The organism is Mangrovactinospora gilvigrisea, from assembly GCF_001879105.1.
GTDB lineage: Bacteria > Actinomycetota > Actinomycetes > Streptomycetales > Streptomycetaceae > Mangrovactinospora > Mangrovactinospora gilvigrisea.
Window position 1 is genome coordinate 1 of the sequence record NZ_MLCF01000162.1, and the last position, 13,313, is coordinate 13,313.

11 protein-coding genes are annotated in these 13,313 nt (G+C 74.9%); 9 read left to right on the forward strand and 2 right to left on the reverse strand.

What is annotated here, in order from left to right; all coding sequences use genetic code 11:
* From BIV57_RS22330 to BIV57_RS22345, 4 genes are all read left to right on the forward strand, one after another.
* The coding region (locus tag BIV57_RS22330) for a formylglycine-generating enzyme family protein (protein WP_419185788.1) at positions 1 to 935 on the forward strand (935 nt) is incomplete at its 5' end.
* Positions 936 to 991: 56 nt separating this feature from the next.
* On the forward strand, positions 992 to 2,512 hold the full coding sequence (locus BIV57_RS24375) for a sulfatase-like hydrolase/transferase (RefSeq protein ID WP_071658677.1): 1,521 nt from the start codon (positions 992 to 994) through the stop codon (positions 2,510 to 2,512).
* Positions 2,512 to 4,440, forward strand: coding sequence for a hypothetical protein (locus BIV57_RS24380; protein ID WP_071658678.1), 1,929 nt, complete (start codon positions 2,512 to 2,514; stop codon positions 4,438 to 4,440). The genes BIV57_RS24375 and BIV57_RS24380 overlap by 1 nt, the downstream gene beginning before the upstream one ends.
* Before the next feature lie 595 nt (positions 4,441 to 5,035).
* Complete coding sequence (locus tag BIV57_RS22345; protein WP_071658679.1) at positions 5,036 to 6,247, forward strand: homogentisate 1,2-dioxygenase; 1,212 nt, start codon at positions 5,036 to 5,038, stop codon at positions 6,245 to 6,247.
* On the opposite strand, the gene eno is transcribed toward BIV57_RS22345, so the two are convergent.
* A complete protein-coding gene (eno, locus tag BIV57_RS22350) occupies positions 6,208 to 7,494 on the reverse strand; it encodes a phosphopyruvate hydratase (protein ID WP_071658680.1) in 1,287 nt (428 codons plus the stop codon). The genes BIV57_RS22345 and eno overlap by 40 nt on opposite strands.
* Before the next feature lie 158 nt (positions 7,495 to 7,652).
* On the opposite strand from eno, the gene BIV57_RS22355 reads away from it, so the two are divergent.
* The 5 genes from BIV57_RS22355 to BIV57_RS22375 all read left to right on the forward strand — a co-directional run bounded on the left by BIV57_RS22355 (position 7,653) and on the right by BIV57_RS22375 (position 12,360).
* Positions 7,653 to 8,075, forward strand: a complete 423-nt coding sequence (locus tag BIV57_RS22355) for a MarR family winged helix-turn-helix transcriptional regulator (RefSeq protein WP_071658681.1) — start codon at positions 7,653 to 7,655, stop codon at positions 8,073 to 8,075.
* 89 nt (positions 8,076 to 8,164) lie between these two features.
* Positions 8,165 to 9,034: a fumarylacetoacetate hydrolase family protein gene (locus BIV57_RS22360; protein ID WP_071658682.1), complete on the forward strand. Its 870-nt coding sequence runs from the start codon at positions 8,165 to 8,167 to the stop codon at positions 9,032 to 9,034.
* A 183-nt stretch (positions 9,035 to 9,217) separates the two neighbouring features.
* A complete protein-coding gene (locus BIV57_RS22365; RefSeq protein ID WP_071658683.1) occupies positions 9,218 to 9,988 on the forward strand; it encodes a sugar phosphate isomerase/epimerase family protein in 771 nt (256 codons plus the stop codon).
* Positions 9,985 to 11,091, forward strand: a complete 1,107-nt coding sequence (locus BIV57_RS22370; RefSeq protein WP_071658684.1) for a Gfo/Idh/MocA family protein — start codon at positions 9,985 to 9,987, stop codon at positions 11,089 to 11,091. Before BIV57_RS22365 ends, BIV57_RS22370 begins: the two co-directional genes overlap by 4 nt.
* Positions 11,092 to 11,226: 135 nt before the next feature.
* Positions 11,227 to 12,360 carry a Gfo/Idh/MocA family protein gene (locus tag BIV57_RS22375; protein WP_071658685.1) on the forward strand — a complete coding sequence of 378 codons (1,134 nt, stop codon included), beginning with the start codon at positions 11,227 to 11,229 and terminating at the stop codon, positions 12,358 to 12,360.
* Here the strand turns inward: BIV57_RS22375 and BIV57_RS22380 are convergent.
* Entirely contained in the window at positions 12,344 to 13,306 is a 963-nt protein-coding gene (locus tag BIV57_RS22380) for an HD domain-containing protein (RefSeq protein WP_071658686.1), read from the reverse strand. The two genes, BIV57_RS22375 and BIV57_RS22380, sit on opposite strands and share 17 nt — an antisense overlap.
* Positions 13,307 to 13,313: the final 7 nt, after the last annotated feature.

Here is a 13,313-nt window from a genome sequence, read left to right on the forward strand (position 1 = left end):
CCGCCCCCTCGTGCTGCGCCCCCGCCGCCGACCGCGGCGCCACCGCCGGCACCGGCCCCGCCGACCTCGGGATGCCCGTCACCCGCGGCGCCGCGGCCACCGAGGACCCGCCGCTGATCGAGCTGCCCGGCGGCACCTTCCTGATGGGCTGCGACGACACGTCCCTCACCATGGCCGGCGACGGGGAGGGCCCCGTCCGCGAGGTGTCCGTCGGACCGTTCGCCGTCGCCGCCACCACCGTCAGCAACCGGCAGTTCGCCGCCTTCGCCGACGCCACCGGCTACCGCACCGAGGCCGAGCGGTTCGGCACCTCGTTCGTCTTCGCGTCGTTCCTGCCCGGCGCGCTGCGCAAGGTCGCCCCGCGGGTGGCCTCCACCCCCTGGTGGGCCTCGGTGGAGGGGGCGTACTGGCGCGCCCCCGAGGGCCCCGGCTCCACGCTCGACGGCGAGCACCCGCGCTGGGACCACCCCGTCGTCCACCTCAGCCACAACGACGCGCTCGCCTACTGCGCCTGGAGCGGCACCCGGCTGCCCACCGAGGCCGAGTTCGAGTACGCGGCCCGCGGCGGCCGCGAGCAGACCGTCTACCCGTGGGGCGACGAGCGCGACCCGGGCGGCGAGCAGCGCTGCAAGATCTGGCGCGGCCGCTTCCCCACCAGCCACGAGGAGCCCCGCGAGCGCCGCGGCACCGCGCCCGTGGACGCCTACGACCCCAACGACTTCGGCCTCTTCAACGTCTGCGGCAACGTCTGGGAGTGGAACGCCGACCCGTGGCGGCTGCCCGGCGATCCCGGGTCCGGCGGCACCGAGCGGATCATGCGCGGCGGCTCCTACCTCTGCCACGAGTCGTACTGCACGCGCTACCGTCTCTCCGCCCGCACCAAGAACACCCCCGACAGCTCGGCCGGCAACATCGGCTTCCGCGTCGCCCGCTGATCCCCCGTCGCCCCGCATCCCCCTCCCCCGCCTCTCCCCCGCCCGGAGGACCTCCCGTGCCCCGCCCCAACATCCTGCTGATATCCGTCGACCAGTGGCGCGGCGACGCCTTCTCCGGCGCCGGCCACCCGGTGGTGATGACGCCCTACCTGGATCAGTGGGCGGCCACCGGCACCCGCTTCTCCCGCGCCTACAGCGCCACCCCGACCTGCATCCCGGCCCGCGCCGCGCTGCTGCTCGGCCAGAGCCAGGAGCGGCACGGACGGGTCGGCTACCGGGACGGCGTGCCGTGGGACTACCCGACGACGCTCGCCGGGGAGCTGACCGCGGGCGGCTACCGCACCCAGGCGGTCGGCAAGATGCACGTCTACCCCGAGCGCAACCCGATGGGCTTTCAGGACGTCGCCCTGCACGACGGCTTCCTGCACTTCGCCCGCCGCAACCACCGCGACCTCACCGAGGTGGACGACTACCTGGCCTGGCTGCGCGAGGAGACCGGCGACCCCACCGCCGACTACGCCGACCACGGCATCGACTGCAACTCGGTGGTGGCCCGGCCCTGGCCGCGCGAGGAGCGGCTGCACCCCACCAACTGGGTGGTGAGCCGCTCGATCGAGTTCCTGCGCGAGCACACCGCGGGCCGCGGCGAGGGCGGCGGCGACGGGGGCGGTGGCGAGGGCGGGGAGGGCGCCGAGGAGCAGCCGTTCTTCCTGATGGCCTCCTTCCACCGCCCGCATCCCCCCTACGACCCGCCGGCCTGGGCGTTCGAGCAGTACGTCCACCAGCCGATGCCCGAGCCGCCGGTCGGCGACTGGGCCGAGGAGATGTGGGGCGCGCACGCCTCCACCGCCGCCGACGCCCCGGTGGCCCGCTACGACGCCCGCACCCTGCAGCGCGCCCGGGCCGGCTACTACGGCCACATGTCCCACATCGACCAGCAGATCAACCGGCTGCTGGAGGAGCTGACCTCGCTGGGCCTGCGCGAGGACACCGTGGTCTGCCTGGTCGCCGACCACGGCGAGCTGATGGGCGACCACCACCTGTTCCGCAAGTCGCTGCCGTACGAGGGCTCGGCGCGCATCCCGTTCCTGCTCTCCACCCCGGAGCAGCTGGGTGGGCGCCGCGGCCAGGTGCGCGGCGACGCGGTGGTGGAGCTGCGGGACGTCATGCCGACGCTGCTGGAGTGCGCCGGCCTGCCCGTCCCCGACAGCGTGGACGGCCGCAGCGTGCTGCCGCTGCACCGCGGCGAGCCGGTGCCCGACGGGTGGCGGCCGTGGCTGCACGGCGAGCACACCCACATCGGCGGCGACGTGCACTATCTGACGGACGGCCGGGAGAAGTACGTCTGGCGCAGCGGCGACGGCGCCGAGCAGCTCTTCGACCTCGCCGCGGACCCGACCGAGCTGCACGACCTGGCGCGGGCAGCGACGCCCGCGAACCAGGAGCGGGTGGCGCTCTGGCGCGGCCGGACGGCCGAGGCGCTGGACGGGCGGCCGGAGGGCTTCGTCAAGGACGGCGCCCTGGTGGCGGGTGTGCCGGTGGGCGCGCTCATCCCCAGCGTCGCCGACACCTGCTGATGGCCGCCGGAGTCGCCACGCAGGAGCTGCCGCTGCACGACGTCCCGGACAGCGAGGCCGACCGGGACGCCCTGCTCGCCGACATCGTTGCCGTGGCCCTGAAGAGGGCGAACGCGCACCCCGAGGGCTCGCTGGAGCGCCCGGACGCCGACGACCTCAGCGGCGACATGGGCGACACCAACCTCGGCGTCGCCTCGCTGCTGGCCCTCGCCCACCGCCGCCGGATCGGCCCCGCCGGGCCGGTGCGCGACGCGGTGCGGCGCGCCGTCGCCTTCCATCTGCGGGAGCGGGTCTTCACCGAGGACAATCCCGGCTACCCCAACCTGCTGGTGCGCGGCTTCGGGGTGGCGCACGCCCGCTACACCCTGCGTCCCGGCGCGCACCCGGTCGGCGACTGGCCGAGCACCGTGTGGGCGCTGCTGCAGGCCGTCGACGTGCTGGACCTCAACGGCGGCGGGCTGCTGGAGGAGGCGCAGGCCGCCGAGCTGCTGGAGGTGTGCCGGGGGTACTGGCGGTGGCTGACCAGGATCACCGTCTTCGACCCGCAGCACGCCGGCAACCAGGCGCTGGGCGCGGTGGTCGGCGGGCTGATGCTCGCCCGCCACCTGACTGCGGCCGACGGGGAGGGGGCCGGCGAGGGCGCGGCGGTGCGGCGCACCGCGATGCGGCTGTACCGGGGGCGGATCCGCACCGGGCGGATCGCCGACCGCGGCTGCCTGCTCATCCCCGAGCACGGCGGGCCGTGGGACAACAACTACGGCCCGATCACCCTCTCCTTCCTCGCCCAGGCCCACCGGGTCAGCGGCGAGCCGGAGTTCGCCGAGGACGGCGAGGAGGCGGCCCGCTACCTCGACGCCCGCCTCTCGGTCTCCGGCTACGACGTCGGCGGCGCCCGCTACAGCGAGAAGCACTGCGGGTTCGAGGGGGCGCTGGGGCTGCGCTACTTCGGCGCCCGGATCGGCGCCGACCTGGGCCGCTACCGCGGCGACGGCCGGCTGCTGCGGCACTCCTCGGCCGGGTCGGGCGGGGAACTGGACGGGCACTTCGCGTTCATGACGGTCTGGCAGCTGCTGGACGGCACGCCCTGGCACCGGCACGCGGCACCGTCCCGCGTCCGGCACGCGCTGCGGCGCGGGGCCGTCTCGGTCTCCTTCGACGACGTGCTGGCGCCCGCGCACGCCGAGGTGGGCGGGACGGTGCTGCTGCCGGCCGCGGTGGACCGGCAGCACGGCATCGGGGTGCTGCTGCGCGCCCCGGGGCACCGTCCGCTGCTGGCGGTGCGCCCGTTCGGGACGGTGCGCTGCGCGGACGCCGCCGACCCGGCCGGGGCGGTCGACGCCAAGCTGGTGGTGGCACCGGTGGTGACGCGCGATCAGGACCTCGTCACCGTCCGGACGCTGTACGCCACGGACGGCGTCCGGCTGTGGGTGGTGGCGCTGCTGCCCGCGGACGGCGTCGGGCGGGCGGAGGCCCGGCTGGCGCTGGGCTTCCCCTATGCGGCGGTGCCGCGGGGCGGCGGCGCGCCGGTGCGGCTGGACGCCCCCGGCGAGCTGGGCGCCGGGCTCGCGGTGCACCATCCGGAGCCGGGCGGCACGGCGTTCCGGATGGACGACCCGCGCACCCGCGAGGAGGCCGGCTTCGCGCTGGCGGCCGACCCCCGCGGCTACGGAGACCCGGACGAGGGCTGGTCGCACATCGCCGCGACGTCGGTCCTGGAGGCGGCGCCGCTGCCCCGGGACGCCGTCCCGGAGGGGCTGCTGGCGCTGGCCGCGGTGCTGGGGCCCGCTCCGGCGGACCCGTCGCTCACGGTCTCCGGCACGGCCGACGCCCCGGTCGTCCGCACCTCGGCCTTCACCGCCGTCCTCGGCCCCACCGCCGGCGACGACCGCTGCACCCCCCTGCTGACGCTGACGCCGACCGCCCCCTGACCCGCGCGGAAGGGGACGCCCCCGTACCGGGCGTACTCGCGCGATGCGGCAACGCAGCCGGCAGCCCCCCCCCGCCGTGACGCAGGCACAGGCCGCCGACCCCCGCGGGCGACCCGCCGGGTGCCGGCATCCCGCCCCGGGCGGCGCCGACTCCGGCCCGCGGCGCGGTGCCGGGCGTCCTCGCGCGATGCGGCAACGCAACCCGCAGCCCCCCCGCCGTGACGCAGGCACAGGCCACCGGCCCCCGCGGGCGACCCGCCGGGTGCCGGCATCCCGCCCCGGCCGGCGCCGACTCCGGCCCGCGACGCGGTGCCGGGCGTCCTCGCGCGATGCGGCAACGCAACCCGCAGCCCCCCCGCCGTGACACGGGCACAGGCCACCGGCCCCCGCGGGCGACCCGCCGGGTGCCGGCATCCCGCCCCGGGCGGCCGGGGCCGCCGCGCGACGCGGGCGGCGACCCCCTGGCCGGGGGCGGCAAGATCCGGCAGACTCGGTCGCGCAGAGCCGCAGAGTGCCGGCGTCAGCCGGGGGGCGCGGGGCCACCGCCGACCGCCCCCGCGGGCGCCGCACGGGAGATCCGGGAGGATCGTCGACCATGGCGTACTACCGGCAGCTGGGCGAGATCCCGCCCAAGCGCCACACCCAGCACCGCAGCCCCGACGGGGGCCTGTACTACGAGGAGTTGATGGGCGAGGAGGGCTTCTCCTCCGACTCCTCCCTCCTCTACCACCGCGAGGTGCCCTCGGCGATCGTCGACGCCACCCCCTGGGAGGTGCCCGACCCCGCCACCACCTCCAACCGCCCGCTGAAGCCGCGCCACCTGAAGCTCCACGAGCTCTTCGCCGGCGAGGAGTGGAAGGCCCAGGACGCCGTCACCGGCCGCCGCCTGGTGCTCGGCAACGGCGATGTGCGGATCTCGTACGTCGCCGCCGGCCGCACCTCCCCGCTGTACCGCAACGCGCTGGGCGACGAGTGCGTCTACGTGGAGTCCGGCTCGGGCACGGTGGAGACGGTCTTCGGGCCGCTGCCGGTGCGCCAGGGCGACTACGCGATCCTGCCGCGGGCCACCACGCACCGCTGGGTGCCGTCCGACGACGGCGAGCCGCTGCGCCTGTACTGCATCGAGGGCAACAGCCACATCGCCCCGCCCCGCAGGTACCTCTCCCGCTACGGGCAGCTGCTGGAGAACGCCCCGTTCTGCGAGCGCGACCTGCACGGCCCCGCCGCGCTGCCGGAGCGGGTGGACGAGACCGACGTGGAGGTCTTCGTCAAGCACCGCGACTCCGGCCCCGGCGGGGTGACGGGCACCCGCTACGTCTACCCGGCGCACCCGTTCGACCTGGTGGGCTGGGACGGCTGCCTCTACCCGTACACCTTCAACGTCTCGGACTTCGAGCCGATCACCGGGCGGGTGCACCAGCCGCCGCCCGTCCACCAGGTCTTCGAGGGCAACGGGTTCGTCATCTGCAACTTCGTGCCGCGGAAGGTCGACTACCACCCGCTCTCCATCCCCGTCCCCTACTACCACTCCAATGTGGACAGCGACGAGGTGATGTTCTACTGCGGCGGCGACTACGAGGCCCGCAAGGGCTCCGGCATCGGCCAGGGCTCCATCTCGCTGCACCCGGGCGGGCACGCCCACGGGCCGCAGCCGGGCGCCTACGAGCGGAGCATCGGGGTGCACTTCTTCGACGAACTGGCCGTCATGGTCGACACGTTCAAGCCCCTTGAGCTGGGCGAGGGCGGCCGCGCCTCGGAGGACCCGCGCTACGCCTGGACCTGGTCCGGCCGCGGGCCCGCGGAGTAGCGCGCCCGCGAGCCCAGCTGCTCCTCGATGCGCAGCAGGCGGTTGTACTTGGCGGTGCGGTCCGAGCGGGAGAGCGAGCCGGTCTTGATCTGGCCGCAGCCGGTGGCCACCGCCAGATCGGCGATGGTGGTGTCCTCGGTCTCGCCGGAGCGGTGCGAGACGACGGCGGTCCACCCGGCGCGGTGGGCCGCCTCGATGGTGTCCAGCGCCTCGGTGAGCGTGCCGACCTGGTTCACCTTCACCAGCACCGAGTTGCCCCAGCGCTCCCGGATGCCCTCCCGCACCAGCGGCTCGCGCGAGCAGTACACATCGTCGCCGGTGAGCTGGATCCGGCCGCCCAGGCGGTCGGTGACGAGCCGCCAGCCGGCCCGGTCGTCCTCGGCGACCGGGTCCTCCAGCGAGACGATCGGGTAGGCGTCGACCAGCTTCGCCAGGTGCTCGACGTGCTCCTCGACGGTCCGGACCACACCCTCGCCGTCGTAGCGGTAGGCGCCGTCCCGGAAGAACTCCGAGGCCGCGGGGTCGATGATGATGCCGAGGTCGGTGCCCGGACGGTAGCCGGCCCGCCCGATCGCGTCGACGACGAAGTCCAGCGCCTCCTCGGCGGTGCGCAGCTCCGGCGCGAACCCGCCCTCGTCGCCGACGCCGGTTCCGTGCCCGGCGTCCAGCAGCCGGCCGCGCAGGGTGTGGAAGACCTCGGCGCCCATCCGCACGGCGTCCCCGAAGGTCGACGCGCCGATCGGCGCGATCATGAACTCCTGGAAGTCCAGCGGGTTGTCGGCGTGCCGGCCGCCGTTGACGATGTTCATCATCGGCATCGGCAGCAGCCGCGCGCCGGGCCCGCCGAGGTAGGCGTAGAGCGGCAGCCGGTGGGCGGCGGCCGCGGCCTTGGCGGCCGCGAGGGAGACGCCGAGCAGGGCGTTGGCGCCGAGGCGGGAGCGGTCGGCGGTGCCGTCCAGCTCGACGAGGGCGGCGTCCAGGCCGGGCTGGTCCTCGGCATCGCGGCCGACGACGGCGTCGGCGATCTCGCCGCGGATGTAGCCGACGGCGCGCAGCACGCCGCGCCCCAGGTAGCGCTCCGGGTCGCCGTCGCGCAGCTCGACGGCCTCGCGGGCCCCGGTGGAGGCGCCGGACGGGACGGCGGCGCTGCCGAACGAGCCGTCCGCGAGCTCCACATCGGCCTCGACGGTGGGATTGCCGCGGCTGTCCAGAACCTGACGGGCCGTGATGCGGGTGATGGCGGTCATGGATGTTCCTCCCGTTGCCGAGTATGCACAGCATTGCTGCACACCTAAACTGTACAGCATTGCTGCACAGCTGCGCTGTGGATCATGCGCCCGGAAAGCGCGGGGGACTGCGCGGGCGACCACCGCGGGCCGGGCGGCCGAACGCGTAATGTCGCCCCATGACCTCGAACGACACCGCCACCACGGCCGCCGCGCTCCGCGCCGCCGCGGGACGGCTCATGCGCCGCGTCAAGCACGAGGACCGCATCCCGCTGGGGCAGGTCGCGGTGCTCGGCGCGCTCGACCGCGACGGGGCGATGACCACCAGCGACCTCGCCGCCGACCAGCGGGTGCGCCAGCAGTCCATGGCGCGCTCCGTCGGCCTGCTGCTCGACCAGGGCCTGGTCGCCCGCCGCGCGCACCCCACCGACCGCCGCAAGACGCTCGTCGACCTCACACCCGACGGCCGGGCCGCCCTGGAGCAGGAGCGCGGCCGGCGGGCCGGCTGGCTCACCGAGGCCATCGAGGCGGAACTCAGCGCCGAGGAGCGGGCGTTGCTGGTACGGGCCGTCCCGCTGCTGGAGCGGCTCGCGGCCCACTGAGCGAGACCCCCCTTGCGGAAAGCTCGGATGAATACAAACCTAGGCGGCAGCACACCCAGCACGGCCAAGCCCTCGGAGGAAGAGTTCCCATGCAGCTGATGCGCCTCGGCGACCCCGGCCGCGAGAAGCCCGCGGTCCGCGACGAGTCCGGCGTGGTCCGCGACCTGTCCCCGCTCACCGCCGACATCGACGGCGCCTTCCTGGCCGGCGGCGGCATCGACCGGGTCCGCGCGGCGCTCGCCGACGGCTCGCTCGCCCCGCTGGAGGGCGCGGACGGGCTGCGCGTCGGCGCGCCCGTGGCGCGTCCCCAGGCGGTGGTCTGCATCGGGCAGAACTACGCCGCGCACGCCGCCGAGTCGGGGTCGGAGCCGCCGTCGGTGCCGATCGTCTTCTTCAAGCACCCGGGCACCGTCGTCGGCCCCGACGACGACGTGCTGATCCCGCCCGGCTCGGAGAAGACCGACTGGGAGGTCGAGCTCGCCGTCGTCATCGGCAAGCGGGCCCGCTACCTCTCCGGCCCGGAGGAGGCCGCCGCGCACATCGCCGGCTACGCGGTCTCCAACGACGTCTCCGAGCGGGCGTTCCAGATCGAGGAGTCCGGGGGGCAGTGGTCGAAGGGCAAGTGCTGCGAGACGTTCAACCCGCTGGGCCCGTGGCTGGTGCCGCAGGAGGAGGTCGAGGCGGCCGGCGGCCCGCAGAAGCTGGGGCTGCGCTCGTCCGTCAACGGCGAGGCCCGGCAGGACTCCGGCACCGCCGACATGATCTTCGGCGTCTACGAGCTGGTGCACCAGCTCTCCCAGTACATGGTGCTGGAGCCCGGTGACGTGGTGAACACCGGCACCCCGCAGGGCGTCGCGCTCAGCGGCCGGTTCCCGTACCTGAAGGCCGGCGACACGATGGAGCTCTCCATCGACCTGCTCGGCACGCAGCGGCAGACGCTGCGCCCGGCGGTCCGCTGAGGCCGCTCAGCCCGACCACGGAGCGAGACGGGTCCCCGGGTCTTCCGGGGACCCTTGACGGGGCTGCGGCACACGAGTTGGGTAGCTCGGGAAAACGTTGCCCTGAACCGGTTAACGCATCAGAGCCGCACAGAGCAGAACATTCCCCGAGCGATCCCGCGATCCCGAGAGAGCTGGTCCGCCATGCCTCCCACGCCGCTGCCCCCCGACCGCCTGCTCGACCCCTCGACCGTCGCCGTGCAGCTGTACTCGCTGCGCGAGCGGATGGCCGACCGCGACGCCGTCCTCGCCGACCTGGCCGCGATCGGCTACCGCGCCGTCGAGCCCTACGACGTCCTCGCCGACCCGGCCGGGTTCCGCGCCACCGCCGACTCCCTCGGCATCACGGTGTGCAGCGCCCACGCGCCCGCGCTCGGCGACAAGCGCAAGGAACTCCTCGACGCGGCCGGGGTGCTCGGCTGCGACACCGTGATCGTGCCCGGCGTCCCCGCCGAGCGCTTCGCCTCCCGCGAAGGGCTGGAGGGCCTCGCCGCCGACCTCAACGCGGCGGCCGCCGAGGCCGCCGTCCGCGGGATGCGGATCGGCTACCACAACCACGGGTTCGAGCTGGAGAACACCGTCGACGGCCGGCACTCCCTGGAGGTGCTCGCCGAACTCCTCGACCCCGGCGTGCTGCTGGAGGTCGACACCTACTGGGCGCAGGTCGGCGGCGCGGACGTGCCCGCGCTGCTCGGCCGGCTCGGCGACCGCGTCCGCTATCTGCACGTCAAGGACGGGCCCGTCGAGCCCGCCTCCCCGATGACCGCGGTCGGCGGCGGGGTGATGCCGGTCGCCGAGATCCTCGCCGCCGGCACCGCCGTCGAATGGCGCGTCGTCGAACTGGACGAATGCGCCACCGACATGACCGAAGCCGTCCGCGACAGCTTCCACTACCTCACCGGAGCAGCGAAATGAGTCCCACCGGGATCGCCCTGATCGGCGCCGGCACCATCAGCAAGCAGTACCTCGACAACCTGACGAAGTTCCCCTCCGTCAAGGTCGTCTCCATCGGCGACATCGACACCGAGCGGGCCGCCGAGGTGGCCGCCAACTACGGCGTCGGCCACTCCGGGACGGCCGCCGAGGCGATCGCCCACCCCGAGGCGGAGATCGTCGTCAACCTGACGATCCCCGCCGCCCATGTGGAGGTGGCCCGCGCCGCGCTCGCCGCCGGCAAGCACGTCTACGGCGAGAAGCCGTTCGCGCTCAGCCGCGAGGAGGGCCGCAAGCTGCTGGAGGAGGCCCGCGCCAAGGGCCTGCGGCTGGGCAGCGCGCCGGACACCTTCCTGGGCGCCGGGGTGCAGACCTCGCTGCGCGCGCTGCAGGCCGGCGAGATCGGCCGCCCGCTCTTCGCCATGACGGCGATGCAGTCGCCCGGCCCGGAGAGCTGGCACCCCAACCCGGCGTTCCTCTTCCAGAAGGGCGCCGGCCCGCTCTGGGACATCGGCCCCTACTACCTGACGCTGCTGGTGGCGCTCCTCGGCCCGGCGACCCGCGTCTCCGCGGTGGGCCGCAAGTCGAAGGAGACCCGCACCGTCGGCTCCGGCCCGCTGGCCGGCACCGAGTTCGAGGTGGAGGTGCCCACCCATGTGGCGGCGAACGTGGAGTTCGCGTCCGGCCAGGTGGCGTCCGTCATCCTCTCCTTCGACTCCCAGGTCAACCGGCACGGCTTCGTCGAGATCAACGGCACCGGCGCGGCGCTGAAGGTGCCGGACCCGAACGGCTTCGACGGCGAGGTCGGGCTGCGCAGCGCGGGCGACAAGGAGTGGGCGTTCCGCCCCTCCGAGGGCGCCTCGGACGGCCGCGGCACCGGCGTGGTGGAGATGGCCCAGGCCATCCGCGGCGGCCGGCCGCACCGGGCCTCCGCCGAGCTGGCCCTGCATGTGGTCGACCTGATGGAGGCGATCGCCGAGTCCGCCGACACCGGTGAGTTCGTGCAGGTGGACGCGGATCTGCTGGAGCAGGCCGGCGGGGTTCCGGAGCCGCTCCCGGTGGACTGGGACCCGAAGACGGTGTGAAAGCGGCGCGATCGGTCAAAACCGGTTGACAGCCGCGGCGGCGTGTGCCGCTGACTACCTCTTTATCCCGGCGCACTGTAGCGTGCGCCGGGATATTCGTCCCCTCGACCCATCCCACCGGGAGGCTCGCACCCGATGGACGTTCTGCGCATCGGCACCCTGGGCGCAGCCCGCATCGCCCCCAAGGCCCTCGTCCGCCCGGCCCGCGAGGTCGACGGCGTCGAGGTGGTCGCCGTCGCGGCGCGCGACCGCGGCAGGGCGGAGGAGTTCGCCGCCCGCCAGGGGGTCCCCCGGGTGCACGGCTCCTACCGGGAGCTGGTGGAGGACCCGGAGATCGACGCGGTCTACAACCCGCTGCCGAACGCGCTGCACCTGCCGTGGACGCTGGCCGCGCTGGCGGCCGGCAAGCACGTCCTGTGCGAGAAGCCGCTGACGAACAACGAGGCGGAGGCCCGGACGGCGTCCGCCGCGGCGCGGGAGCGCGGGCTGGTGCTGATGGAGGCGTTCCACTACCGGCACCACCCGGTGATGAAGCGCCTGGTGCGGCTGGTGCACGGGCTGCCCGGCGAGGGCGAGCGGCTGCCGTTCCCGGGGGCGCGGGGCGCGATCGGCGCGATCCAGCGGATCGAGGCGCGGATGTGCTTCCCGATGCTCGCCCGCGGCGACATCCGCTACGACTACGAGCTGGGCGGCGGCGCGCTGATGGACGCCGGCTGCTACGCCGTGCACGCGGCCCGCGCCCTGGGCCTGGGCCCGGAGCTGGGCGATCCGGCCGCTGAGCCGGAGGTGGTGCGGGCCCGCGCCAAGCGGCTGCGCCGCGACCCCCGGGTGGACCGGGCGATGGACGCCGAGCTGCGCTTCCCCTCGGGGGTGCGGGCCCGGGTGGTGGCCTCCCTCTGGTCGGGCCGGGCGCTCGACATCGGGCTGCGGGTGATCGGCGAGCGCGGCGAGGTGTCGGTCTTCAACTACCTGGCGCCGCAGGCCGGGCACCGCATCCGGGTGCGCGCCGAGGACCGCTCCTGGACGGAGCACCTGCCCGGCGAGGGCACCTACACCCTGCAGCTGCGGGCGTTCCTCGCCGCGGTGCGGGACGGCGGCCCGAACCCGACGCCGGCCGAGGACGCGATCCGCACCATGCGGGTGGTGGACGCCGTCTACCGCGGCGCCGGGATGCCGGTGCGCGGCGAGCCCGTCGAGGCCCCGCTCTCCCGCGCCGCCGGCTCGCCCCGCAACCCGACCCAGTGGGGCCTCGTCACGCAGCTGCGGTGACGCGGAACCGCGCGGGCACGTGCGGCACCCGGGCCGGGTCCAGCGGCACCGGGCGGCCGTCGACGCGCGGGGTGTTGAGGTAGAGCCGGTCGACGCCGTAGGGGTAGCCGGCCGCACCCTCGATGCCGGTGTCGGGGCTGAGCACCAGCCGCTGCGGCTCCCAGCGCAGCAGCGCGGCGCCGTCCGCGGTGGACGGGTGCTCGGCGAGCAGCTGCATCAGCTGGTCGTCCGTCAGCCCGGGGATCTCGGAGGCGAGTTCGGGCCGGTCGGCCAGGAGCGCCTCGACCAGGCCGCGGAGCATCGCGTTGGGCGCGGCGTTCTCCCAGGAGCAGTGGTACTCGGCCTCCTGCTCGACGAGGCCGACGAGGACCTCCGCGGTGGCACGGTCGGTCTCCACGGCCCCGTCGACGACGCGGACGCGGGCCAGCAGCCGGGCCGGCAGCTCGTCGAGGCGGCCGTGCACCAGCCCGCTGCGCACCAGCGACTCCAGATGGTCCAGCTTCAGGGCGCCGGGCGGGGCGCTGATCACCGAGGGGCGCTCACCGGCCTCGGTGGCGATCACCTCCTCGGCGTCGATGCCGTGCGCGGCGAGCAGCGGGGCGAGGGCGCGGATCCGGTCCGTGCCCAGGCGGTGGTGGTCGAGGCCGTTGAGGCCCTCCAGGGTGTGGCTGAAGGGCAGGTGGCCGACGTCGTGCAGCAGGGCGGCGACGCGGGCGGTGCGGTCCTCGGGGGCGAAGTGCGCGGCGAGGGCGAGCACGCCGAGGCTGTGCTCCAGCCGCGAATAGCCCTGATGGGTGGTGAGCACGGCGGCGCCGGCGTGCGCGACGAAGCGGAGCCGGCGGACGGGCCGAGCGGTCAGCAGTTCTTCCTCGACGGGCGTCAGACGGGTCGTCACGCCCCATACGGGGTCGCGGTGGCTGCCGTTCCGTCCCAGATTCGCGATCATGTGTCCG